Below are 24156 nucleotides of genomic sequence, written 5' to 3' on the forward strand. Positions count from 1 at the left end.
AAGTTTTTAATTCACAAAAATTTACTGATGCTTCTGCCGTTTTATATTATGCGATATGAAAAGGATATTCATGAAATGAGTGAGAATCCGGAAATGTTCCAGAGTTTGCTAAATGACTATGAGGAAATCCGGATAAATCTGGAAAGAGAACTTTCAGGAGCAGATAAGACGGCTTTATACATGAATTTAAATAAACTGATCATAAAAATAGCAGACTATATATGTAGGAATGAAAAAACAGTCCGGAAAGGAATAGGTGAGATTATGGGTGGAAAAGTTCTTGAACTGGAATCTGAAAGGCTCGAACGGCTTCAAAAAGAGGCGGAAGCAGAGGCAAAAGCAATTGGAGAAGCAAGGGGTAGGGCAATTGGAGAAGCAAAGGGCATAGCGATTGGAGAAGCAATCGGCGAAGAACGATTAAGCACTTTACTTAATCGTCTGATTATGGATGGAAGAAGTGCAGAAATACAGTCTGTTGTGACAAATGCAGAGACTCGAAAATGGTTATATAAGGAATATGGAATTTTACCAGAATAAGTATTAAATAAAACGACAGTATTACTTTTTATATATGAGTTAAGGGGTGAAATTTTAGGATAAAATGAAACTTGACGAACGATATGAATGTGGATATAATAGGTTCAGAAATAAAAAAATTGGAATTTTTAACCGGATTTTACCGGTCCTGATATCGCTAAGGAGGAACATGTTATCATGAAAATCGGAAATGATATTTATTATGTAGGTGTAAATGATCATCAGATAGATCTGTTTGAAGGTCAGTATGTAGTGCCAAACGGTATGTCCTATAACTCATATGTGATCATGGATGAAAAGATCGCAGTTATGGATACCGTAGATGCTAATTTCAAAGATGAATGGCTTGAAAATGTAGCCAAAGTCCTGGACGGTGCGAAACCGGATTATCTGGTAGTACAGCATATGGAGCCGGATCATGCCGCAAATATCGAGAACTTCATGAAAGCATATCCTGACACAACTGTAGTTGCAAATACCAAGACCTTCACTATGATGGGAAATTTCTTCAGAAACCTGAATCTGGACGGAAAGAAGCTGGTGGTTGCAAACGGTGACAGCCTGACACTTGGAAAACATGTGCTGACCTTTGTATTTGCACCAATGGTTCACTGGCCGGAGGTTATGGTTACCTATGACAGCACTGATAAGGTTCTGTTTTCAGCAGATGGTTTCGGCAAATTCGGAGCACTTGACGTAGAAGAAGACTGGGACTGCGAAGCATGCCGTTACTATATCGGAATTGTTGGAAAATACGGTGCACAGGTTCAGAAACTTCTGAAAGCTGCCGCAACTCTGGATATCCAGACAATCTGTCCGCTTCATGGACCGATCCTTACAGAGAATCTGGGACATTACATTGAGAAATACGATATCTGGTCCTCCTACAAAGTGGAGAGCGAAGGTGTTGTGATCGCCTATACATCTGTATATGGAAACACAAAGAAAGCAGTAGAACTTCTGGCACAGAAACTGGAAGAAAAAGGTTGCCCGAAAGTAACTGTATTTGACCTTGCAAGAGATGACATGGCAAAAGCAGTGGAAGATGCTTTCCGTTACGGCAAACTGGTACTTGCCACAATTACATACAACGGAGATATTTTCCCATTTATGCGTACCTACATTGAGAACCTTACAGAACGCAGCTACCAGAACCGCACTATCGGTCTCATCGAAAACGGAAGCTGGGCACCTGCAGCAGCAAGAATCATGCAGGGAATGTTCGAAAAGAGCAAAAACATTACATGGCTGGAAAATAATGTAAAGATCACTTCTTCCTTAAGCGAAGCAAACGAAGCGGAGATTGAGGCTATGGCAGAGGAACTCTGCAAATAATTGATAATTGTAAACAGCAGGATCGAAAGATTCTGCTGTTTTTCAGAATAAGATAAACCCGGTTACTGAGAACGGAGTGCACAAGTAACTAAACCCGTAAGAGAAAGGCAGGAACAAAGCATGACAGTAGCAGAAGTTGTAAAGAAAATGGTAGAGTATTCCAAGGGAGATCTTCATGACATCAACCATTTCATGAAAGTATACGCATATGCAAAAACAATCGCAGAGGGCGAAAATCTGTCACCGGAGCAGCAGAAGCTGGTGGAGGTGACTGCGGTTGTCCACGACATTGCCTGCCCTCTCTGCAGAGTAAAATACGGAAATGCCAACGGCAAACATCAGGAGAAAGAAAGTGCGGCACTGATAGAGGAATTTTTCGCAGATTCAGATCTGCCGAAAGAATTTGTAGATCGTGTTTCTTATATTGTAAGTCATCATCATACAATAACCGGAATCGATGGTATTGATTATCAGATCATGATAGAGGCAGATTATCTGGTAAATGCAGATGAGAGTAATTTCTCCGGAAATAATGTGAAAAATATGCTGGAAAAAATATTCAAAACAGAGACAGGAAAATTCCTGCTCCAGTCTATGTATCAGAAGAGGTTGAATGTTGAAGAATAAAAAAAAACGTTAAGAAAGATTATGAGTGATAAAAAAACGGCGCAGAAATGTGCCGCTTTTTTTGTAGGAAAACCCAGAGATTATAATCTGGTTGTATTACAATTATATGCGGACGAGAAGTTATAATAACTATAAAAATCCGATACCTGAAAATTTATTTAAAAGATATGAAACTTTTCTCTATAATTCCCCATCTAATAAGTGTAAAACAAAACAACAAAGCTTCATTCGAATGAAACATATTTGTAAAAACATAAGAGCTACTGGACATGAAGTAAACAGTAACACATAAAACTCTAAGCAAGGAGGATCAGCATTTGATACAGTTGGTAAAACGCTCCATCTCAGGAGATGCGGATGCATTTCTGGAACTGATGGAAAAGAATTCTCTGGCAATGTACAAGGTGGCGCGGGGAATCCTGGATAATGATGAGGATGCCGCAGATGCCATGCAGGATACCATACTTACCTGCTTTGAAAAAATACATACACTGAAGAATCCGGAATATTTCAAAACCTGGATGATTCGTATTCTGATCAATGAATGCAATAAAATCCACAGACATTATAAAAACTTCAGCAGAGCCGAAGAACTTCCGGAAGTCCCCGGACAGGATATGTCCATTGAGGAATTTGAGTTCAAGGAAATGCTTGGAATGTTGGACGAATCCTACAGGATCATACTGGTTCTGTATTATGTAGAGGGATTTCGGATCGCAGACATTGCTTCTATATTAAATATGAATGAAAACACAGTAAAAACCAGACTGGTCAGAGCCCGTATGCAGCTAAAGCAGGAATATACTTCAGCAGAAGATAATATTCAGAAGAAGAGACTGCAGCAGAAAAAAAAGAAAAACAGAGAATTCACAGGTATAGCAGAAGGTTTGCAGAATATCAGAATGAAAATCTGAGAACAGGATCAGTAACAGCAGGAAACATAACAGTAAGTTCAAGAAAGGAATGAAGTGATCATGGCGAAGAAGTTGGATTTTGATAAAGAAAAGAATAACAGAAATGACAATGTGATAGAGGAAATCATGCAGGCAGACTTTCCGTTGCCAAAGCAGGCAGAAGATGCAAAAAACGAAGCATTTTCCAGAATCAGAGAAATGGCAGCAGCTTCTGGACATACGGAAAATACAGAGAATATGGTGCAAAGATTACAGGAGAAATCAACAGGAAGTTCCGGAAAGAAATCCACAGGAACAGCAAAATCGCACAAGAAATTCAAAACAGTATACAAAACAGCTTTGGGACTGACTGCAGCTGCAGCTGTATTTTCAACAGTATGTATCACAAATCCGGCATTTGCAGAGAACATCCCTCTGGTTGGAAATGTATTTAAGCAGCTCGGTAATTCCATGGGATTTTATGGTGATTATTCGAAATATGCAAAGCAGTTGACAGATTCTGCAGAAGATGCAGAGTTGGCAGATACTAATGAAAGTCAGGAGGACGGAGGTAATCCTCAAAGTGCTCAGGCTGAGGATCAGAATACAACAGAAAATAACAATGCAGATAAAACGAAAGACAATGAATCATACAGTAAAACAGTAGATGGAACAACTGTCACGCTTTCAGAAGTATACTGTAATGAAATGGCTCTGTACCTGTCCATGACAATCCATACAGAGGATAAATTCCCGGATACATTCATTACATCTGATGGAAAACCCAATATTAAGCTCAGCGAGAATTCTACAGTGAAATATGATTACATGGATGAAAAAAGTAATCTGTTCAATGCTTATCTGGATGGAAAAATGCTGGATGATAACACCTATGCAGGAGTTTTGCGTATTCCTGTAGAAGATATGACAGTGGATGATGCAGGATGGACAAAATTTTATGAGGTGCGTAACGCATTTTTCAAAGAAAAAGGGATTGATGTAGATTCTGAGGACTTTAGTTTTGACAAGTTAGCCCAGACACTGGGAATGGATGAATACAGTGATGAGAACCTTCCTCAGGTGGGAGGTCCGGCAATCAGCGATTATGTCAAAGACATCAAAGTACCTGACAGGTTTGCCATGGAGCTGGATCTGAAAGATATTGTGGGTACTCTTCCGGATGACCAGGATACTACCCCGGATATCCCTCAGGATCTGCGGGATGAATATAATCAGAAAATGGCAGAGCATGGAATCAGCACAGATGATGCAGATTATGAGAGCCTGACAGAAGAACAGAAGGATCTGGAACATCAGTTTTTCACTGAGATGTGGAATGAGTATTTTGAACGGTATCCTGAGGCAATTGAAGGTAATAACAGATATAACTCATGGACACTGAAGGGTGACTGGAAGTTCAACGTAGATGTAGAGAAAAATACTTCCGATACGGTTAAAAAGGATGTAAATGTGGTAGATGAAAATGGAGATGGTGTTCTCTCCATTACGAAAACACCATTTGAGATCACTATGAAAATGCAGGATCCGGAAGCAAAGTATTTTGCAGTTATGCTGGATGCCAATGGAGATATCATGCCATATGGAGGCGTGTCAAACAGCAATAACACATATGCGATACAGGACAGAGACATTTCCACTGTATATATTTATCTTTGTGACTACTATGAGTATATGGACGAGCTGAAAGGCTACTACTGGTCCGATGACTACGAAGAAAAAGCAAAGACCAAGACTTTCAAACAACTCCTGGATGAGCGTGCAGTTGCCAGCGCAGAAGTGCATTTTGATACAGATAAATAATGATGTTAGGGTCAAAAGGTATTTTGCCCCTAACCTGATATCAAAAAATAAAGTATCATAACTGAGACAGCATCTTTCCAATTTTCTACAGAAAGATGCTGTTTTAATTATTTTGAGAAAAAAGGTCAGAAAAACAGTAGAATCTGAGCCAAGTTAATGTTACAATGTAGGCGTCTCAAAAAAAGAGTGCAGAAGGGAGCCAAAACAAAATGGACTACGCAAAAGAATCTTTAAAAATGCATTATGACTTAAAAGGTAAAATTGAGGTTGTATCAAGAGCCAAAGTAGATTCCAAAGATGCTTTAAGCCTTGCTTACACACCGGGTGTTGCTCAGCCTTGTCTGGAGATCCAGAAGGATGTAAACAAGAGTTATGATCTGACAAGACGCTGGAATACAGTTGCTGTTGTAACAGACGGAACTGCGGTACTTGGACTGGGAGATATCGGACCGGAAGCTGGTATGCCTGTTATGGAAGGTAAATGTGTACTCTTTAAAGAATTTGGCGGTGTAGACGCGATTCCGCTCTGCGTCCGCAGTAAAGATGTTGATGAGATCGTTAAGACAGTAAGCCTTCTGGCCGGATCCTTTGGCGGAATCAACCTTGAGGATATTTCCGCACCGAGATGTTTTGAAATCGAAAAGAAACTGAAAGAATGCTGTGATATTCCGATCTTCCACGATGACCAGCACGGAACAGCAGTTATCACACTTGCAGGTGTTATCAACGCATTGAAACTGGTTGGCAAGAAGCTTGATGAAGTGAAGATCGTTACTTCCGGAGCAGGTGCTGCAGGTATCGCTATCATCAAACTGTTAATGTCCATGGGACTTAAGAATGTAATCATGACAGACAGAAAGGGTGCGATTTACGAAGGCAGAGAAGGATTAAACCCGATCAAAGAAGAGATGGCTAAGATCACAAACTTCAACAAAGAGAAAGGTACTCTTGCAGAAGTGATCAAAGGCGCAGACATCTTCATCGGTGTATCCGCACCTGGAACACTGACACAGGATATGGTCCGCACAATGGCAAAAGATCCTATCATCTTTGCATGTGCAAACCCGGTACCTGAAATCTTCCCTGACGAAGCAAAAGCAGCAGGCGCAGCAGTGGTGTCCACAGGACGTTCTGATTATCCGAACCAGGTAAATAACGTACTCTGCTTCCCGGGACTTTTCCGTGGTGTACTGGACGCAAGAGCATCAGATGTTAACGATGAAATGAAAGTTGCAGCAGCATATGCAATCGCAGGTCTGGTAAGCGACGAAGAATTAACAGCGGAATATATTCTTCCGGCAGCCTTTGACCCACGTGTAAAAGACGCTGTAGCTAAAGCTGTAGCAGAAGCAGCAAGAAAATCAGGCGTAGCAAGAATCTAAGCAAATAGAATAATGAAGCCCTCTGTTTTCATGTGAGCAGCATGCAGACGGAGGGCTTTTTTGTGTTATAGGAAATTACTCCGTAATGTTCCTATAACACAAAAAGGCCCTCCGGGCAGGATCGCACTGCGACGGAGAGGAATTATGTCGCTGAAGCGACCCGCCGCAGGCGGAGAATCCTGCAAGCAGGATTCTTTTACAGAATATTCAATCTGACCTCTAAAAAATTCAAAAAATTGGTCATTGAAATAATGACACATTTCACGTATGATAACTTCAACATATTGATGCGTCAAAATATAAAAAATCTGATAGTGAAAATCAAACAGGCAATCTGGCTTATTGATATGGGCCTTCTATCAGATCATATGAGAGGGGACAGTTATTATGAATACTCAGAACAGCACAATTACAAAACTTGCAGAGACAGCTCTTATGGCTGCGTTATGCTATGTATCTTTTACATTCCTGCAGATTAAGATCCCTGTACCGGGCGGTGATGCAACATCCATCCATATCGGAAATGCATTCTGCGTACTGGCAGCACTTCTGATCGGCGGTGTATACGGCGGATTGTCCGGTGCCATCGGAATGGGAATCGCAGACCTGATGGATCCTGTATATATCACAGGCGCACCAAAGACATTTGTACTGAAATTCTGTATTGGCCTGATCACAGGTCTGGTAGCACATAAGATTGCAAAGATTAATGAAAGTACAGATAAGAAATATGTTTTCAAATGGAGTGTGATTGCTTCTGTAGCAGGTCTTGCATTTAATGTTGTGGCAGATCCGATCGTAGGATATTTCTACAAACAGTATATTCTCGGACAGCCTCAGGAACTGGCACAGGCACTTGCAAAAATGAGTGCTGTAGCGACATTATTTAATGCAGTTGTTTCGGTGATTCTGGTAGCAGTGATTTACAATGCAGTACGTCCGGTACTGATCAAGAGCCATCTGCTTACAATCACCGGTAAGAAAAAAGAACAGGCAGCATAAATGGATACAAAATGAATACGACATAATAAAACAGCATTTCGGGTGCAGAACCTGAAATGCTGTTTTATTATGTTACAGGAAATTATTCCGTAATGTTCTGCGCAGAAGTTTTTACTTGTCTGACGAAGGAAAAACAGGCACAAGCCATAGGATACAATTCAAAGAGGATGCACTTTTTTGACCTCAAAGTAGCACTTTTTTGGACATAGTGTAATAAGATAGAAAAAATAAATTGTGCATATTTAACAAATGACGAAAAAGAAAGATAAAAAAATTCAAACTTATGCGAAAAAGGTATTGCTATTTCAGAAACAAAGTGGTATTATACAACTATCAAAAAACCTTATGCGCAAAAGGTAAAAAGAAACAGTTAAAAAAATGACGAGGTGACGAAAATGAAGAAAAAAGTATTTGCAACACTTTTAGCAGTATCTATGATCGCATCAATGGTTCCGGCAGCAGTATCCGTACAGGCAGCAGACGGTGACAGTATTCGTCTTGTAAACGGTAAGATCGAAGTTGACGCTCAGCTGAAGAAATTAGCTGAAATGTATGAGAAAGAAACAGGAACTAAAGTAGAAATCGAATCCATAGGCGGTGGAGTCGATATTCAGGGTACTCTGAAAGGATACTATCAGTCAGATAACATGCCTGACATCTTCGTAAACGGCGGTGCTACAGACTTCGCTAACTGGACAGACCTTTTAGTAGATATGAGTGATCAGGAATGGGCTTCTGACACAGATTCAGCTTATGTTGATGAGAGCCAGGGTACAATCGGTTTCCCATATACAACAGAAGCAATCGGTCTTGCTTATAACAAAGACATCCTTGACAAAGCAGGAATTGATCCTTCTACATTAACAGGTCCTGATGCAATCAAAGAAGCATTTGAGACAATTGATTCCAAGAAAGATGAGCTTGGACTGACAGCAGTTGTAGGTTATGGTGCAGAACCAGTTAACCTTTACTGGTCAACAGGTAACCACTTATTTGGAAACTATCTGGATTCAGGTCTTGACAGAGATGACACTACTTATATTGATATGCTCAATGATGGCGGTAAGGTTGACGAAGATCGTTTAACAGATTTTGCTAACTTTGTAGGTCTTCTGAATCAGTATTCAGATCCGGCACTTCTTGTATCCGGTACATATGATCAGCAGATCCTTAACTTCTCATCTGGTAAATATGCATTCGTTACTCAGGGCTCCTGGATCGGTGCAACTATGACAGGTGATGATGCAGATGCTTATAAAGAAGCTGGTAACTTCGAAGTTGGTATGATTCCATACGCATTTGAAGACGGAATTGATACAATCCTTACAAACTCTCCATCCTGGTGGTCAGTATATAAAGATGGTAATGTAGAAGCAGCAGAAGCATTCCTTCAGTGGCTGACAACAGATGAAGCTCAGGAAGTTCTTGTTAAAGAAGCAGGTTTCGTAAGTCCGTTCAAGTCTTGCACAATCGTTGGTGATGATCCATTTGCTCAGACAATCACTGATTATGTATCTTCCGGAAAGACATCTGCTTGGCATTGGCTTGGTATGAAAGAAGGTCTTGCACAGAACTATACAGGTCAGGTATTTGCTGACTATGCATCTGGCAGCCTTGATGAAGCCGGATTTGTTAAGACACTGGAACAGGTTATCCAGGGTGCATATGCAAACTAATAATTGAAACTTAACGGGCGGCGCTTATGTTGCCGCCCACTTTTATTTGCGCTGCATACCTGAGTAAAGGTCCGGCAGACCTTTATCCAGGTACGCAAAAAGTTTAAGACGCATTGATTTTTGCTTTGAAATAAGAAATAGGAAGGATGAAGGCAAAATGAATACAAACAGTGCTAGTAAAAAAGCAATTTCCATGGTATGCCTGATCGCCGGTATTATTTTACTGGCAGCATCATTGATCCAGGATATTTCCGGAAGCGGAGCAGGCTGGAGAGGTCCGGCGCTGATCATCGGTGCAATCGGCATCTTACTGGGAATGTATTTATTCCCGACATTAAAACATCACAGAAGCATCGTTAACTTTATATTTGTATTTCCGTTGTTATTTACATTTGTAGTAACAGTTATTATTCCATTATGCCTTGGTGTATTCTATTCCTTTACAGACTGGAATGGAATCAAGATGACAGGATTTATAGGATTTGCAAACTATAAGGCAATGTTCAGTGAACCAAGTTTCCTCTGGTCACTGATCATCACAATTCTGTTTGTAGTTCTGAATATGGTTCTGGTAAATGTAGTAGCGTTTATGCTGGCCTTACTCTGTACCTCTAAGGTTAAGGGACTCTCATTCTTCAGAGCTTCCTATTTCCTGCCAAACCTGATCGGCGGTATCGTACTTGGTTATGTATGGCAGTTCATATTTAATAACGTACTGATCAAGATGACAAATAATATTTCACTTCTGTCAAAGACAAACACAGCTATGATGGCTATCATCGTTGTTTATATCTGGCAGTATGCAGGTTATATCATGCTGATCTATGTAACAGGTCTGACACAGGTACCTAAAGATGTACTGGAAGCATCTCAGATCGATGGCGCAAATGCTGTTACAACATTATTTAAGATCAAGATTCCGATGATCGCAGCTACAATTACAATCTGTACATTCCTTACCTTAACATCTGCATTCAAACAGTTCGATGTTAACATGGCTCTGACAAATGGTACAGGTTCTGTCACAAGTTTCTTCGGAAACTATCTGACAAACGGTACTCAGATGCTGGCTCTGAATATTTATAATACAGCGATCTCCAAGAACAATTATGCACTTGGTCAGGCGAAAGCTATTCTGTTCTTCATTATCCTGGCTGCTGTATCTATTATTCAGGTCAGAATTTCCAATAAGAAGGAGGTTGAAATGTAATGGTTACGAAGAAAACTCCAAAGGTAGTGCTTACAGCTGTTGCGATTGTTATCGCAGCGTACATATTATCTCCTTTCTATCTGGTACTTATTAATACATTTAAGAATGCAAACGGTATTGTTGCAAATCCTGTAAGCTTTGCAGGTGCAAGCTTTGCACAGTTTAAGACAAATATTTCAAACGTTGTCAACAACTCCAACTTCAGTTTCTGGAGTGCATTCGGAACATCTGCGATCATTACAGTTGTTTCCCTTGTATTACTTGCTTTATTCGGTGGTATGGCTGCATGGGTTATCTGCCGTAACAAGACAAAATGGTCCACAGCTATTTACATGACATTCATCGCATCCATGACAATTCCTTTCCAGGTAGTTATGCTTCCTCTGGTTTCTACATTCCGTGATGTAGGTAAATTCCTTGGAATCAACATGCTTCAGTCTGTTCCTGGTATTGTATTTGCATACTGTGGATTCGGTGGTGCTATGACAGTATTTATCTTAACTGGTTTTATTAAAGGTATTCCATATGAACTGGAAGAAGCAGCAGCGATTGACGGATGTTCTCCTGAGGGAACTTTCTTCCGCATTATCCTTCCGCTTCTGAAACCGGTTATTGTTACTGTTACTATTCTGAATGGTATGTGGATCTGGAACGATTACCTTCTTCCTTCTCTGATGTTAGGACAGAATGGTAAGGTTAAGACTCTTCCGGTTGCTGTACAGGCGTTTGTTGGTTCTTATGTTAAGCAGTGGGATCTGATCCTTACTGCAGCACTCCTGGCAATGATTCCGATGATCATCGTATTCCTGCTTGCTCAGAAGCAGATTATGAATGGTATGGTTGAGGGTGCTATTAAATAGGCTTGCAAATACTTTTTGAATAGCTGTCGTTTCCTCATTTATTGGGGACGACAGCTTTTTTATGGTTTCAAAGGGGACGCGAAGAAAAATAAATGTTTTGAACCACGGCTGCGGGGGCAGGAACTCTAAGCCTTTGGAAATTTGCTAAAACCATGCCAGAAAAATTCAAACTCGCTTCGCTCAGACAGTGAATTTTTCTGACATAACGCAAATTCCCAAAGACTAAGAGTTGCTACACCCCCTGTAGATGTGGTTAAAAACATTTATTTTTCTTCGCTGTGAACTGGCTGGGACTGTGAATGATAGTATGGAAGTGTGTTATCAGATATGGAGTGGAGAAAAAACGGAACAGAAACGGAATAGAAAATGGTAGTATAAATTTATTGATATGGGGTTGAAATGTTGGGGGGTTTATAGTAATGTAGGTGATACAACGCTTAAGGCGAGGGCTGTCTCGGGACAGTCTGTTTTTGTGAAGAAGGATGAGGAAAAGTTTTATGGAGAGGACGAAAGAAAGGTCATCGTTTCGTAAGAAGTTTATCGGTGACAGGAAGTTTTATATGATGGTTCTGGCTGTGGCTGTTCCGATCATGATTCAGAATGGAATTACGAATTTCGTGAGTCTGCTGGATAATATTATGATCGGGCGGATCGGTACGGAGCAGATGTCGGGGGCTTCCATTGTGAATCAGTTGATTTTTGTCTATAATCTGTGCATTTTCGGAGGGGTATCCGGAGCGGGTATTTTCACGGCACAGTATTTTGGACAGAAGGATCACGAGGGTGTGAGGCAGACATTCAGGTATAAGTTCTGGATGGCTGTGATTCTGACGATTGGAACGATTTTGCTGTTTTTTACTGTTGGAGAGAATCTGATCAGTATGTATCTTCAGGGAGAGGGTACTGCGCAGCAGATCGCAGATACGCTTAAGTATGGAAAGCAGTATCTGGATATTATGCTGTTGGGACTGCCGCCGTTTATGATGGTGCAGATTTATTCCAGTACTCTGAGAGAGTGCGGAGAGACTGTTCTGCCAATGAAAGCCGGGGTTGTGGCAATCTGTGTGAATCTGTTGTTTAATTATCTGTTGATCTATGGTGTATTTTTCTTCCCTAGACTGGGTGTGAGAGGTGCGGCAATCGCAACTGTGCTGTCACGTTATGTGGAGGCGGCAATTGTAATAGGCTGGACACACAGGCATACGGAGAAGAATGCATTTGCAAAGGGGCTGTACAGCACGCTTAAGGTTCCTGCGAATCTGACAAAGAAGATTCTGGTCAAGGGTACACCGCTGTTGTTTAATGAGACTTTATGGGCTTCTGCCATGGCGATGCTGACTCAGTGTTATTCGATTCGAGGGCTGAATGTGGTTGCTTCGCTGAATATTTCCAATACCATCAACAATGTGTTTAATATTGTGTTTATTGCGCTGGGAGATTCTGTTGCGATTATTGTGGGACAGCTTCTGGGTGCGGGAGATATGAAGAAAGCGAGAGATACAGATAACAAGATGATCGCGTTCTCAGTGATGTGTTGTACCTGTGTGGCAATGGTGATGTTTGTTATGGCGCCGCTGTTTCCAATGCTTTATAATACCAATGATGAGGCAAGGGAGCTGGCGAAGTATCTGATTATGATCACTGCATTCTTTATGCCGCAGAATGCGTTTTTGCATGCAACCTATTTTACTCTGCGTTCCGGTGGGAAGACGATTATTACGTTCCTGTTTGACAGTGTGTTTATCTGGTGCGTCAGTGTGCCAATCGCGTTTGTGCTGAGTCGTTATACAGGGATTCATGTGCTTGTGATTTATGCATGTGTGCAGCTGGCGGATTTGATTAAGTGTGTGATTGGATTTGTGCTGGTTAAGAAGGGTGTGTGGCTGCAGAATATTGTTTCATCATGATAAAAATTTTCAATAACATTTGGCTTGACTAACCGATATACTATAGTGTATTATCAGTGAAAGTCAATTAGAAACAGTCTTATAAAACTATTATAATATGACTTGTTGTTTGATTCACATCATGCTATTTGTGAATTGATATATATAACATTAATTCTCTTTGCACTGCATTACATTCAACAGAATGCGAGATCAACAGTACAAACTGAGCAGGCGATGCCCGAGATGCTCGAGGGCGTGGGGCCGGGCCGCGCGAAGCGGCAGCAGATATGAAAATTTTCAGACATATCTGTGGGACAGTGTATGTTCCGCAGGTGTGTCTTTTTGTTTTCTGAAAAGTATGTTTTGGAAAGATTTTCTTTTAGAGGGATTTTTTTAGGAGGATTTTCTGAGACAGGTGCAGTTCCGAAATACAAAAAGACCCCTGTAAGACCGCACTTTGATAAGTCACAGAAAGGAAATATGTTTTCTGACTGTGGCGCAATGTATGTGACATAAGAAGAACCTGTAAACTCAAATATAGGAAAGTACAAAAGCTTATATATTTGAAAAGAAAATTTAGGAGGTCCTGGTTATGGAACAGACAAAAAAATTAAACATGACAGCAATGTCAGACAAGACAAACAGTAACACGACAGCTAAGAAGGAAGAGCCTGCATGGGAACATAAGGTGGCAATGAAGGTATCAGGTGTGAGTATTGCAGTAAACCTGTTACTTTCCTTATTTAAATTACTTGCCGGAATTCTGGCACATTCAGGTGCCATGATCTCAGATGCGATTCATTCAGCATCTGATGTGGGAAGTACTTTCGTAGTAATAGTCGGTGTGAATTTATCCAGCAAAAAATCCGATAAGGAGCATCAGTATGGACATGAGCGGATGGAATGTGTATCTTCCATTATTTTGTCCGGGTTACTTCTGGCAACCGGTATCGGAATTGGTATGAATGGAATTGAGAACATTATTAAGAGTACTTCAGGAGCAAGCATTGCAATTCCCGGAACATTGGCACTGATTGCGGCAGTTGTTTCTATTGTAGTGAAGGAGTGGATGTTCTGGTATACCAGAAGTGCTGCGAAGAAAATAAACTCTGGCGCACTGATGGCAGATGCATGGCACCACCGTTCAGATGCAATGTCTTCTGTTGGTGCATTTATTGGTATCCTGGGTGCAAGACTTGGCTTCCCGATCCTGGATCCAATTGCCAGTGTGGCAATCTGTGTACTGATCGTGAAAGCATCTGTAGATATTTTCAGAGATGCTATTGATAAGATGGTTGACCATTCCTGCGATGAGGCAACAGAAGAGAGCATGAGAGAAGTGATCATGGGTGTGAAAGGCGTGAAGGGAATCGACCTTCTCCAGACACGACTTTTCGGTTCCAAGATGTATGTGGATATTGAAATCTCAGCAGATGGAACGATTCCTCTGGATGAGGCACATGACATTGCGGAAAATGTTCATCATAGTATAGAGAAGAATTTTAAAGACGTAAAACACTGCATGGTTCATGTGAATCCGGTGAATGAGTAAATGAAAAGCGAGACTGTCCGAAGTATAATCTGGGCAGTCTTGTTTTTTATTGGATAATCATCTATGCTATAAGCGAAACTCGTATTATCTGTTCTTTGTATGGCAGTAAGTCTGGGAAGCGTACAGAAAATACAGGTAGCGAAAGGACTGCTATAGAATAGCAGAAATCACTTTTTTATTGAGAAACAGATAAATTTATTTGTTTGACTGGAAATTTTACGTAAATATAACATGGACATTCCATGGAATTGATATTCAAAGTTTATAATTCTAAACGTTATGGGATGTCAGAGTCAAAAGGTTTGATAAATTTTGCCACTGATATCACGAATAAAAAGAGTGAGGAATTATCCGAATGAAAAAACAACAGAAAAAAAGCAAAGAAATTACAGCACCTGTATATATGATGAACAGAGAACTGTCCTGGCTGAAGTTTAATGAGAGAGTTTTAAATGAGGCGGGAAATCCAGGAGTTCCGCTTGCGGAGAGACTGACATTTGCTGCTATTTATCAGTCAAATCTGGATGAATTTTACAGAGTCAGAGTCGGAACTCTGATGGATCAGATGGAAGCATCTGAAGTAATACGTGAGAATAAAACAAACATGACCAGTGAAGAACAGGTAACTGCAATCATTCAGGCCACCAGAGATCTGGATCAGAAAAAGGCAGCTATCTATGAACAGCTGATGGGAGAACTGGAGCCTTACGGAGTGCGTCTGATCAATTTTAACAGATTATCTGCAGAGGAAGGCAAGCTTCTGGAAACATATTTTGATCAGGAGATCGCACCGTATCTGTCTGCAAATATTGTGAGCAAACAGCAGCCATTTCCATTCCTGAAAAATAAAAATATTTATGCAGTGGCATCACTGATGAGCAAGGGTGGAAAAACAAAAACAGCTATTATCCCTTGCAGTAATACTGTATTCAGACGTTTGATCGATATTCCTACAAGAAAAGGGACTTTCATGCTTTCAGAGGAACTGATTCTTCATTTTCTGCCGAAAATGTTTAAGAGTTATGAGATCAGGGAGAAAGCGCTGCTCCGTATTACCAGAAATGCAGATATTGATACAGAAACCATTTATGATGAGGATCTGGATTACAGGGATGCAATGGAGAATCTGATCAAGCAGAGAAGACGAATGAATCCTGTAAGAATGGAGTTATCCAGAGAATTAAATAAAAAGATGATAAGTTCACTCTGTAAGGAGCTTCATGTGGATAAAGAACACGTATTTTTGACCAGGGTTCCGCTTGATATGTCCTTTGTATTCGGACTTCAGGGATATCTGAGGAATACTGCCCAGGACAAACTTTTCTATCAGAGAAGAACTCCCAGAATGACACCGGAGCTAGATGACAAGAGTGCTCTGATTCCACAGATCATGAAGAAAGATGTACTGTTATCCTATCCATTTGAAAATATCAGATCTTTTATTAATCTTCTGAATGAGGCTGCAAAGGATGATTCTGTTGTATCCATCAAGATGACATTATATCGTCTGGCGGACAAGAGCCAGATTGTAGATGCTCTGGTGGAAGCAGCAGAAAACGGAAAAGAAGTTGTTGTACTTGTAGAGCTGAGAGCCAGATTTGATGAGGAAAGCAATATTGAATATTCCAGAAAACTGGAAGAAGCTGGCTGCAGAGTAATCTATGGACTGAATGGATATAAAGTACATTCCAAGCTGTGCCTGATCTCCAGAAAAACAGATAAGGGTGTGTCCTATATTACGCAGATTGGTACAGGTAATTATAATGAAAAAACATCTGCACTTTACACAGATCTGTCACTGATCACAGCAAATCAGGAAATCGGAAAAGAAGCAGCAGAAGTGTTTGCAGCTCTTCTGAAAGGGGAAGTTGTTGAGAAATCCAATCTTCTTCTGGTTGCACCGAAATGTCTGCAGAACAGAGTTCTGGATATGATACAGGAAGAAATCGACCAGGTGAAACAGGGAAAGGAAGGCTATATTGGAATCAAGATCAATTCCCTGACAGATAAGGTGATCATCAATAAACTGGTGGAAGCATCTCAGGCAGGAGTAAAGATAGAGATGGTCGTCAGAGGTATCTGCTGTCTGATTCCGGAGATTAAGGGATATACAGAGAATATCAAGGTTGTAAGTATTGTAGGCCGTTATCTGGAGCATTCCAGAATCTATCGCTTCGGTACAAAAGAAAGAGAAAAAATATATATTGCATCTGCTGACTTTATGACAAGAAATACAGTCCGTCGTGTGGAGGTGGCTGCTCCGGTTCTTAATGAGAAATTAAAGGAACGTCTGGACTGGATGTTCGAGACCATGATGAATGATGATGAAAAAGGAAAGAGACTGACAGAAACAGGAAATTATGCAGACAGAAGCCTGAATGATGTCAAACTCAATTCCCAGGAAATCTTTTATGCCATGGCATACAGCAATGCGGAGAAGACCCAGAAAAAAAGAGAAGATTGAAAAGTAGAAGATTAAGAAGAAATATTTGTTGACAATATTGTAGATTGCCTGAAAAAGATACTATGTGGATCAGTATAATAGATTCATATAGTATCTTTTTGATTACTTCTATGATTACTTTTGATCATCCGAGATAAAACGAAAACGCCCGAAACCCAGTAAATACAAGGCTTTCGAGCGTTTTTAAGAGCAGGGGATGAGAGAATCGAACTCCCACCAAAGGTTTTGGAGACCCCTATCATACCATTTGACCAATCCCCTATCAAAACCAACTTGTAAAATTTCTTTTACTGTTGCAATTATACATATAAAAGCAACGATTGTCAAGCTTATTGTGCATTTTTATTATAAAGAATTTTACAAAGAAAGAGCGGAGATGGAGGGATTTGAACCCTCGCACCGGTTGCCCGGCCTGCCGCATTTCGAGTGCGGTCCCTTCAGCCTCTTGGGTACATCTCCATATTAAGATTAGAAACAGTTCTGAAGTGTAACTGGAACTGTTTTTTATTATATAAGGAATCTACGGAAAGGTCAATTCTTTTTTTATTGACGAATTGGTTTTGCTGTAATAAGATAATAACAAAATGCGGTTGTGTACCCTCTGGATTGCTATTGTCTGGGGATAATAAGCAGCTGCGAGGAAAGCAGATAGGTGACGATTATGACAGATAAGAAGAAAACAATTCTGGAGGCTGTGGAGAAGCTGACAGATACTTACCGTAAAGAAGAACTCTTTCTGGGAAAGGACAGAGAACGTCTTCCAAATAAGAAAGAGATTATTAACTTCATTAAAGATATGAGGTCTATTATTTTTCCCGGATATTTCAGTGTGGATTCCAGTGCCAGCGTGTTTCCGGAGCATTATGTGGCATATCGCCTGAATGATCTGTATGACTGCTTGCAGGAGCAGATTGAGATTGCATTTTTATATCAGGGTGAAGAAGAACAGAAGGCCAAAGAACATGCAGAGCAGATCACAGAGCGATTTTTTGCAAATGTTCCGGAAATTCAGCGTATGCTGCTGACTGACCTGCAGGCAGGTTTTGACGGTGACCCGGCTGCCAAGAGTAAAGAGGAGATCATTTTCTCTTATCCTGGATTTTATGCAATTTATGTATACAGACTTGCACATGTTCTGTATCTGGAAAATGTGCCGTTTATTCCAAGAATTATGTCTGAATATGCACATGGTTATACAGGTATCGATATCAATCCGGGTGCTACGATTGGAGAATATTTCTTCATTGACCATGGAACCGGTGTTGTAATCGGTGAGACTACGGAGATTGGAAAGAATGTGAAGCTGTATCAGGGCGTGACTCTTGGCGCACTTTCCACCCGTCAGGGACAACTGCTTGCCAATGTGAAGAGACATCCGACGATCAGAGATAATGTGACGATTTATTCTAACTCTTCTGTGTTGGGCGGTGAGACTGTGATAGGAGAGAATACAATCATCGGAGGTAATACCTTTATTACAGCATCTATTCCGGCAAACACCAAGGTCAGTGCGAAGAGTCCTGAACTTGTGATTAAGAAACCAAGAAGTTCAGTGGAAGCTACGAATGTATGGGATTGGGAGAACTGATCTCTGGTTAACACTGTAAAATTTTGTTTTCCTGACAGGTTCCATCATATACAGTAAGTCCAGGCTTTCAGCGTGGAAAGTAATAAGTAGCAGGTGGAAATTTGCTTATATCAGGAGGAGTGAAAGCTCCTTCTGATAAACTGCGTAGCAGTTATTCGGTATAGAGCTGAGTAGCGAAACGGATGATTTTATCCGCCTGACCAAATTGTCTGCCAGATGATAATTTGTATGTGTTGTTAAAAAAACAGAAAAAAATTTAAATTTAATGTTGACAAATACAGTTTCATCATATATACTAATCTTCGTTGATGCGACAGAGATGCACAGACAACAAGCTGTGCGGGTGTAGTTCAATGGTAGAACACCAGCCTTCCAAGCTGGATACGTGGGTTCGATTCCCATCACCCGCTTATGCGATAGTGGCGTAGTTGGTAACGCGCGACCTTGCCAAGGTCGAGACCGCGGGTTCGAGCCCCGTCTATCGCTCTTTTAACTGAATATCTGCGGGTGTAGTTCAATGGTAGAACACCAGCCTTCCAAGCTGGATACGTGGGTTCGATTCCCATCACCCGCTTGTGCGATAGTGGCGTAGTTGGTAACGCGCGACCTTGCCAAGGTCGAGACCGCGGGTTCGAGCCCCGTCTATCGCTCTTAGGACTTCGGATTTTCCGAAGTCCTTTTTTCTTTTAAGAACCACTATAAAAGAACTGCGGCATATCCATTTGATAAATATGCCGCAGTCCGTTAGGAAGGATTATAGTATAGAATTATAATTTCAGATGTCGGCTTGTACTCAGGATTGTTCTGAGATAGTGTCGGAATCACCGTAAAAGGTCAGAAGATAGAGTCCGCAGATTCCAACCAGACCATATACGATTCTGGAAACCCAGCTCATGCTTCCGAAAAGGAGAGCGACCAGGTTCAGATTGAAAAAACCAATCAGTCCCCAGTTAACAGCTCCGATAATGGCGATAGTCAGCGCCGTATATCTTAAACATTTGCTTCCCATAAGTCACCATCCTTTCATAACCTGTCGCTGTATACAGCTTTTACAGGAATCATAAAGCTATTACATTTCATATTGTGCCATGAAAGACAAAAAATATGCACAGCAGGTTCAAATTAAATTTGAACCACTGTGCATATTTCAACAGAATTAAATAAGTTTTCTGCTTCAATTGAGAATATCTGTCTGACAATCGGATTATTTTACTTTAAGTATCTGTCTGGCATTTGCGTCTTCATCGAAGGAAAATGCCTCCTGTGCCTGAACCGTTACATCACTCTCATCTGTCAGTGTAAATGCCTGGCATACATTAACGGTCTGTCCGGGCTGAATCTCAGCTGTAAAATGATCGATGGCATCGTCATTATTCTCGGGAATCGCTGCCTCGCAGGATTCTCCATGCTGGTAAGCTTTTAGGCTGACATCAACCATTGCACTGGATGCAGAGGAAGAATTATTGGTGTAATCGTAATAAACCATAATACATGGATTTCCGGCAAAGTCTTTGGTGATCGTATGTTTGGTATATTTGATCGTAAATTTTTCTGTTGTGAGATTAAGCGTATCATCTGCAGATGCCTCCGGTGCATTGGAAGAAGAACCTGAGGAATCTTCGTTATCCATATTGTTGAGGGAGTTGTTTATTTCCTCTTCAACACTCTTGAAGTTTGCTGACATGATTTTTACTGTCTCATCATCCAGAGAAACAATTTTCCATCCGGAATCTGTTTTGATCACCGGATAGGTGATATCTGTTTCGGAGAATACATCCTTTTCCACTTTTTTTGCCTGTTCATTCAGAATGGAAGCAAGTTTTGCCTGTGTCTCTTCTTCTGTAAGCTGGTTTCCGGCATAAGCGTTGGAAACGATCTGACGGAGAAATTCAGTGATAGTCGCTTTATAAATATTGGTTCCGTCAATGTAAGTGATATGTGCTGTGACAGAAGCTGTACCATTCTGGATGTCGAATCTGTTTCTGGTGATCTTATAGGTCATCTTTTTGTTAATTTCTGAGAAGAAATCCGTGTATGCGGCATCGCGGATATCTGCATTGTCCAGTGCTGTGAGATCGCTGCTCTGGATCATGGATTCCATTGCATTGAAGTCCATTTTCTTCATACTGTCAAGAAAATTTTCAACTGCCTTGCGTGGCTGCTGTCGCTGATAGAAATAGAAACCTGTACCTCCGCCAATGACGAGAACCAGGATCAGAATGAAAATAATCAGCCCGGCATGTCCTTTCTTATTACCTTTTGTCATATTTCCTCCTGCCTTAGAGCATAACCGCTCTGAAACGTATTATGTTAAAAAGTTTCAATTTTATATCTGCAACAACATTCGTGCAGATGTAATGTTACTGAGAACAGAGTGAACAGTAACGATATAATTGATTATATCAGAATGCGTTGACAATGGCAATTGTCTTACTTATAATCAAAATTATAGAAATCAGAGCGGATAATATAAATATATAAGAAAATACAGAAAGAAGGTGTGGATCTATGAAGTATGAGAGTTCTTTTAAATCAGAAGCAGACGGGCTTGAGATTTCGGTCATGGCACTGATACCGGATAAGAAACCCTATCGTGCAATTGTACAGCTGGTTCATGGAATGAGTGAGCATAAAGATAGATATATCCCGTTTATGCAGTATCTGGCAAAGCTTGGATATGTGGTGGTGATCCATGATCACAGAGGACATGGAAAAAGTGTAAAACATCAGGATGATCTCGGTTTTACATACGGTGGAGGAGCACAGGCGATGCTTCAGGATATCCGAACAGTGAACAGGAAAATCCATGCATACTATCCGGAACTTCCGCTGATTCTGATGGGGCACAGTATGGGTTCGCTGGCAGTGAGGGCATTTGTGGCAGAACATGACAGCTGCGTAGATATGCTGATTGTGTGCGGTTCTCCAAGCTACAATACTGCCATGCCTCTGGGAGTTGCCATTGCAAAGACAGAGAAAGCAGTCTTTGGACCGAGACACAGAAGTAAACTGATAGAAACAATGTCCTTTGGTGCAGGGGCGATGAAATTCCGAAAGGATAAGAGGTGTACAGCTTGGATCTGTTCTGATCCTGATGTGGCGAAAGAATATGAGGAATCCGAATTGTGTGGTTTCACTTTTACGGACGATGCGTATCTGGCATTATTTGAACTGATGAAGCGTGCCTATGATGTGGAGCATTTTTCCTGTACAAATCCAGATATGCCGGTACTGTTTGTAAGTGGGGCTGAGGATCCCTGTCTGATCAATGTGCGCCATTTTGCAAAGACAGTGCGGGCTATGCGACGGGCCGGTTATAAAGATGTAAAGGGGAAACTGTATCCGGGAATGCGTCATGAAATTCTTAATGAGATCGGCAGGGAGCAGGTTTATCATGATATTGCTGTCTATATGAGAAAAAAAGGTTTCTGAGTGGATGTATAAAATGGAGAGATATCCGGTTAAACTATAACGATCTGTAACTATTTGTTGTTTGATGGCTGCGAATTGCTATAGAACCATTAAAATCCATTTTAAGAGAGGAGAACCGGATATTGGGAAAAAACAAAATGATATTGTTGCTGATACTTGTTTTCAGCATTGGCTGTGCAGGCTGTACGGAGAAAAATCCGGCGGCAGAACAGGGAGAACTTGTAAAAAATGAGAGACTGTCGGAGCAATTCGGCAGTCTTTCTCGCTGTTAAGGTATAAGACTTTACGTTTGAATAATTGTGCGTCGCATTCTCGTTACTTTGATGAGTTAAACGCGCAAATTTTTTACCAAAAGAAAGAACGGATGTTTACTTCTGGCACTATATGTGCTAAAATATAGCCATAGGTAGTAGAAAAAACAACAGAATCTGAGAAAAGAGTTATCAGGGAGAAATAAAAATGCAGATAATATCCAGTTATGGTGTGGAATTACGAAAACAGAATATTCCGGTCCGCCAGACACTGGAGATCTACCGTTCTGCTGTCAGTTATCTGATTGGGATTTATGTGCAGGTATGGGAAAAATTAGCAGAAATCCCGGATGCAAAGAGGCGTTTTAATGCTGCAGAACATCTGGTACATACTACGAAGAAAAACCATGCCTGTTTTGATTTTGATATCCGGTTCCCAAAGATGCCTTCCTATCTGCGCAGATCTGCCATCCAGCATGCACTGGGGACAGTATCCTCTTATAAAACACGGTTGGATCTATGGGAAAAGACAGACGGAAAGAGTGGGAAACCAAAGCTTGTATATGAAAACCACGCCATGCCGGTCTTCTACCGTGATGTCATGTACCGTGAGGGAGCGGAAAGGAAAGACGAAGCATACCTGAAAATCTATGACGGCCATGACTGGAAATGGTTCTGTGTACGTCTGGAGCATACGGATATGGAATATCTGAGAAAATACTGGTCAGGAAAAAAAGCATCTGCCCCGACACTGGAGAAAAGACACCATAAATATTTCCTGCGTTTTACCTATACAGAAGAAGTAACACTTACCAAAACACCTGTGAAAGAACAGGTCATCTGCAGCGTGGACCTGGGGATCAATACCGATGCAGTCTGTACCATCATGCGGGCAGACGGAACTGTCCTGGGAAGAAAATTCATAGATCATCCCAGTGAAAAAGACCGGATGTACCGCGCACTGGGACGGATCCGCAGATTCCAGAGGGAACATGGTTCTGCGCAGACACAGGGAAGATGGACGTATACGAAACGTCTGAACACAGAACTGGGTAAAAAGATTGCAGGTGCGATCGTAAGATATGCGGAAGAAAACCATGCAGATGTGATCGTGTTCGAGTATCTGGAGATGCAGGGGAAGATACCGGGAAAGAAAAAGCAGAAACTGCACCTGTGGAGAAAGCGGGATATCCAAAGACGCTGTGAACATCAGGCACACAGGAAAAGGATGCGGGTATCCCGGATCTGTGCATGGAACACCAGCAGACTGGCTTATGATGGTTCCGGGGCGGTAACACGTGACTGGGAAGATTACAGCCTCTGTACTTTCCAGACAGGAAAACGATATAATTGTGACCTGTCAGCATCCTATAATATAGGAGCCAGATATTTTATAAGAGAACTTTTAAAACCCCTTCCGGTAACGGAAAGGTCTTTGCTGGAGGCAAAAGTCCCTCCTGTAAAGCGTAGAACCTCATGCGTCTATGCAGATCTGAGAAAACTCCATTCAGAAATGGAATTCTTAAAAGCAGCATAGATACAGGCAGATATACAGCGGACTACCTGTAATGTGGGAACCAGCCATATCTGGCATGGGAAATGCGCATAACTGCGCACCTAAGTTACAGGCGTATCCG

The 24156-nt window shown here is 41.1% G+C and carries 18 protein-coding genes, 6 tRNA genes, 1 pseudogene and 1 riboswitch; of the genes and pseudogenes, 21 read left to right on the plus strand and 4 right to left on the minus strand.

Translation table 11 applies throughout. From position 1 onward, the window contains the following. Positions 1 to 48 precede the first annotated feature (48 nt). The 13 genes and pseudogenes from NQ550_RS04685 (at position 49) to ppk1 (ending at position 17248) form a co-directional block, all read left to right on the plus strand. A complete protein-coding gene (locus tag NQ550_RS04685) occupies positions 49 to 537 on the plus strand; it encodes a hypothetical protein (RefSeq protein ID WP_259839388.1) in 489 nt (162 codons plus the stop codon). Between the two features lie 177 nt (positions 538 to 714). After that, positions 715 to 1869: pseudogene (locus NQ550_RS04690) on the plus strand (FprA family A-type flavoprotein); the annotation flags it as partial. 123 nt (positions 1870 to 1992) lie between these two features. Further along, the gene (locus NQ550_RS04695; RefSeq protein ID WP_025580443.1) at positions 1993 to 2499 is read left to right on the plus strand and encodes an HD domain-containing protein; all 507 of its coding nucleotides are present in this window, start codon (positions 1993 to 1995) and stop codon (positions 2497 to 2499) included. Positions 2500 to 2816: 317 nt separating this feature from the next. Continuing rightward, entirely contained in the window at positions 2817 to 3413 is a 597-nt protein-coding gene (locus NQ550_RS04700; RefSeq protein WP_022380865.1) for an RNA polymerase sigma factor, read from the plus strand. Between the two features lie 60 nt (positions 3414 to 3473). Beyond that, positions 3474 to 5213, plus strand: coding sequence for a DUF4179 domain-containing protein (locus NQ550_RS04705; RefSeq protein WP_022380864.1), 1740 nt, complete (start codon positions 3474 to 3476; stop codon positions 5211 to 5213). 209 nt (positions 5214 to 5422) lie between these two features. Continuing rightward, the gene (locus tag NQ550_RS04710; protein ID WP_019160940.1) at positions 5423 to 6595 is read left to right on the plus strand and encodes an NAD(P)-dependent malic enzyme; all 1173 of its coding nucleotides are present in this window, start codon (positions 5423 to 5425) and stop codon (positions 6593 to 6595) included. A 387-nt stretch (positions 6596 to 6982) separates the two neighbouring features. After that, on the plus strand, positions 6983 to 7597 hold the full coding sequence (locus NQ550_RS04715) for an ECF transporter S component (protein WP_025580445.1): 615 nt from the start codon (positions 6983 to 6985) through the stop codon (positions 7595 to 7597). 434 nt (positions 7598 to 8031) lie between these two features. Then, positions 8032 to 9273: an ABC transporter substrate-binding protein gene (locus tag NQ550_RS04720; protein ID WP_416386325.1), complete on the plus strand. Its 1242-nt coding sequence runs from the start codon at positions 8032 to 8034 to the stop codon at positions 9271 to 9273. Positions 9274 to 9430: 157 nt separating this feature from the next. Further along, entirely contained in the window at positions 9431 to 10483 is a 1053-nt protein-coding gene (locus NQ550_RS04725; RefSeq protein WP_025580448.1) for a carbohydrate ABC transporter permease, read from the plus strand. Beyond that, positions 10483 to 11343 carry a carbohydrate ABC transporter permease gene (locus NQ550_RS04730; RefSeq protein ID WP_008705790.1) on the plus strand — a complete coding sequence of 287 codons (861 nt, stop codon included), beginning with the start codon at positions 10483 to 10485 and terminating at the stop codon, positions 11341 to 11343. The genes NQ550_RS04725 and NQ550_RS04730 overlap by 1 nt, the downstream gene beginning before the upstream one ends. Positions 11344 to 11840: 497 nt before the next feature. Next, the gene (locus NQ550_RS04735; RefSeq protein WP_022380860.1) at positions 11841 to 13250 is read left to right on the plus strand and encodes an MATE family efflux transporter; all 1410 of its coding nucleotides are present in this window, start codon (positions 11841 to 11843) and stop codon (positions 13248 to 13250) included. A 195-nt stretch (positions 13251 to 13445) separates the two neighbouring features. After that, positions 13446 to 13552: riboswitch (NiCo riboswitch) on the plus strand. A 305-nt stretch (positions 13553 to 13857) separates the two neighbouring features. Next, on the plus strand, positions 13858 to 14784 hold the full coding sequence (locus tag NQ550_RS04740; RefSeq protein WP_025580451.1) for a cation diffusion facilitator family transporter: 927 nt from the start codon (positions 13858 to 13860) through the stop codon (positions 14782 to 14784). A gap of 355 nt (positions 14785 to 15139) precedes the next feature. Then, a complete protein-coding gene (gene ppk1, locus NQ550_RS04745) occupies positions 15140 to 17248 on the plus strand; it encodes a polyphosphate kinase 1 (protein WP_025580452.1) in 2109 nt (702 codons plus the stop codon). Positions 17249 to 17438: 190 nt separating this feature from the next. Here ppk1 and NQ550_RS04750 read toward each other — a convergent pair. Then, a tRNA-Trp gene (locus tag NQ550_RS04750) sits at positions 17439 to 17509 on the minus strand. Between the two features lie 110 nt (positions 17510 to 17619). Beyond that, positions 17620 to 17707: transfer RNA gene (locus tag NQ550_RS04755), tRNA-Ser, on the minus strand. Between the two features lie 202 nt (positions 17708 to 17909). Here NQ550_RS04755 and epsC point away from each other — a divergent pair. The 5 genes from epsC to NQ550_RS04780 all read left to right on the plus strand — a co-directional run bounded on the left by epsC (position 17910) and on the right by NQ550_RS04780 (position 19486). Continuing rightward, complete coding sequence (gene epsC / locus NQ550_RS04760) at positions 17910 to 18836, plus strand: serine O-acetyltransferase EpsC (RefSeq protein ID WP_008705761.1); 927 nt, start codon at positions 17910 to 17912, stop codon at positions 18834 to 18836. 339 nt (positions 18837 to 19175) lie between these two features. Continuing rightward, positions 19176 to 19246, plus strand: a tRNA-Gly gene (locus NQ550_RS04765). A gap of 3 nt (positions 19247 to 19249) precedes the next feature. Continuing rightward, positions 19250 to 19322: transfer RNA gene (locus NQ550_RS04770), tRNA-Gly, on the plus strand. Between the two features lie 17 nt (positions 19323 to 19339). Further along, positions 19340 to 19410: transfer RNA gene (locus tag NQ550_RS04775), tRNA-Gly, on the plus strand. Positions 19411 to 19413: 3 nt separating this feature from the next. Then, positions 19414 to 19486, plus strand: a tRNA-Gly gene (locus tag NQ550_RS04780). A 143-nt stretch (positions 19487 to 19629) separates the two neighbouring features. On the opposite strand, the gene NQ550_RS04785 is transcribed toward NQ550_RS04780, so the two are convergent. Both NQ550_RS04785 and NQ550_RS04790 read right to left on the minus strand, forming a co-directional pair. Further along, complete coding sequence (locus tag NQ550_RS04785) at positions 19630 to 19845, minus strand: DUF378 domain-containing protein (RefSeq protein ID WP_025581288.1); 216 nt, start codon at positions 19843 to 19845, stop codon at positions 19630 to 19632. 195 nt (positions 19846 to 20040) lie between these two features. After that, positions 20041 to 21102 (minus strand): DUF5067 domain-containing protein, encoded by a 1062-nt coding sequence (locus NQ550_RS04790; RefSeq protein ID WP_025581289.1) that lies wholly within the window; start codon positions 21100 to 21102, stop codon positions 20041 to 20043. Between the two features lie 242 nt (positions 21103 to 21344). On the opposite strand from NQ550_RS04790, the gene NQ550_RS04795 reads away from it, so the two are divergent. The 3 genes from NQ550_RS04795 to NQ550_RS04805 all read left to right on the plus strand — a co-directional run bounded on the left by NQ550_RS04795 (position 21345) and on the right by NQ550_RS04805 (position 24056). Then, entirely contained in the window at positions 21345 to 22268 is a 924-nt protein-coding gene (locus NQ550_RS04795; RefSeq protein WP_025581290.1) for an alpha/beta fold hydrolase, read from the plus strand. Positions 22269 to 22390: 122 nt separating this feature from the next. Further along, positions 22391 to 22540 (plus strand): hypothetical protein, encoded by a 150-nt coding sequence (locus tag NQ550_RS04800; protein ID WP_155513426.1) that lies wholly within the window; start codon positions 22391 to 22393, stop codon positions 22538 to 22540. A gap of 187 nt (positions 22541 to 22727) precedes the next feature. Then, on the plus strand, positions 22728 to 24056 hold the full coding sequence (locus NQ550_RS04805) for an IS200/IS605 family element transposase accessory protein TnpB (RefSeq protein ID WP_020993408.1): 1329 nt from the start codon (positions 22728 to 22730) through the stop codon (positions 24054 to 24056). The last annotated feature ends 100 nt before the right edge of the window (positions 24057 to 24156 follow it).

The sequence above is a fragment of the Blautia wexlerae DSM 19850 genome (assembly GCF_025148125.1).
Taxonomy (GTDB): Bacteria; Bacillota; Clostridia; order Lachnospirales; family Lachnospiraceae; genus Blautia_A; species Blautia_A wexlerae.

Coding starts and splice junctions, on each gene's coding strand:
- NQ550_RS04685 (WP_259839388.1), top strand. CDS start 49: ATGCGATATGAAAAGGATATTCATGAAATGAGTGAGAATCCGGAAATG.
- NQ550_RS04695 (WP_025580443.1), top strand. CDS start 1,993: ATGACAGTAGCAGAAGTTGTAAAGAAAATGGTAGAGTATTCCAAGGGA.
- NQ550_RS04705 (WP_022380864.1), top strand. CDS start 3,474: ATGGCGAAGAAGTTGGATTTTGATAAAGAAAAGAATAACAGAAATGAC.
- NQ550_RS04710 (WP_019160940.1), top strand. CDS start 5,423: ATGGACTACGCAAAAGAATCTTTAAAAATGCATTATGACTTAAAAGGT.
- NQ550_RS04715 (WP_025580445.1), top strand. CDS start 6,983: ATGAATACTCAGAACAGCACAATTACAAAACTTGCAGAGACAGCTCTT.
- NQ550_RS04720 (WP_416386325.1), top strand. CDS start 8,032: ATGATCGCATCAATGGTTCCGGCAGCAGTATCCGTACAGGCAGCAGAC.
- NQ550_RS04725 (WP_025580448.1), top strand. CDS start 9,431: ATGAATACAAACAGTGCTAGTAAAAAAGCAATTTCCATGGTATGCCTG.
- NQ550_RS04730 (WP_008705790.1), top strand. CDS start 10,483: ATGGTTACGAAGAAAACTCCAAAGGTAGTGCTTACAGCTGTTGCGATT.
- NQ550_RS04735 (WP_022380860.1), top strand. CDS start 11,841: ATGGAGAGGACGAAAGAAAGGTCATCGTTTCGTAAGAAGTTTATCGGT.
- NQ550_RS04740 (WP_025580451.1), top strand. CDS start 13,858: ATGTCAGACAAGACAAACAGTAACACGACAGCTAAGAAGGAAGAGCCT.
- ppk1 (WP_025580452.1), top strand. CDS start 15,140: ATGAAAAAACAACAGAAAAAAAGCAAAGAAATTACAGCACCTGTATAT.
- epsC (WP_008705761.1), top strand. CDS start 17,910: ATGACAGATAAGAAGAAAACAATTCTGGAGGCTGTGGAGAAGCTGACA.
- NQ550_RS04785 (WP_025581288.1), bottom strand. CDS start 19,845: ATGGGAAGCAAATGTTTAAGATATACGGCGCTGACTATCGCCATTATC.
- NQ550_RS04790 (WP_025581289.1), bottom strand. CDS start 21,102: ATGACAAAAGGTAATAAGAAAGGACATGCCGGGCTGATTATTTTCATT.
- NQ550_RS04795 (WP_025581290.1), top strand. CDS start 21,345: ATGAAGTATGAGAGTTCTTTTAAATCAGAAGCAGACGGGCTTGAGATT.
- NQ550_RS04805 (WP_020993408.1), top strand. CDS start 22,728: ATGCAGATAATATCCAGTTATGGTGTGGAATTACGAAAACAGAATATT.